At 33.8% G+C, this 568-nt stretch carries 2 protein-coding genes; both read right to left on the bottom strand.

The features are described from left to right. Positions 1-335 (bottom strand): hypothetical protein (locus tag ACU8YC_RS25860; RefSeq protein WP_446896090.1); only part of this gene is annotated, 335 nt, incomplete at its 3' end. Next, a partial coding sequence (locus tag ACU8YC_RS25855; RefSeq protein ID WP_446896089.1) for a hypothetical protein occupies positions 335-568 on the bottom strand: 234 nt, incomplete at its 5' end. The genes ACU8YC_RS25855 and ACU8YC_RS25860, both read right to left, overlap by 1 nt.

Here is a 568-nt window from a genome sequence, read left to right as displayed (position 1 = left end):
GTCTTATACCTACGCTTTCGTTTACCTTTACTTGATCGTGAAGTATGTCTTTTACCTTTTTTACGCCCAGTAGCATGAAAGCCAAACTCATGAAAAAATAAATGAAAATTAGGTCGATTTGACCAACCAATCTCAACACCATTTGAAACTCTTTCAATATCAATACCACTGACACCTTTACCAGTTTTATACAAGCCTAATCCACGTGCGATATTACGTGCATCGTCACGCATTTTGATGCCTTCTTGATACACCTTTTCATTTATATTATTAGCTCGTGATGAATATCGTTCTAAATCTTGTATAGCTTCATCAAAACCAAATACGTCACTCATCAAATAGATACCTCAATGATGTAATGAAAAATTGTATCATCTACTTCATCGTCGGTTTCAATGATTTCTATCCATTCTGTTGTATTTAAATTGGCTTTTTCTAATGCGTCTGAAATTGAATTAAGTATTAAGTCATCTTCAACGTCTCTAGGTATCTTGTCAAAATAACTTATTTGATACCGAACGTGTTTTAAATGCTTTCTATCCGATAAACGTATCGCTCTATGACTAAC

The organism is Citrobacter sp. VF227 (assembly GCF_052950715.1).
This window is presented reverse-complemented; position numbering and strand designations above follow the sequence as displayed.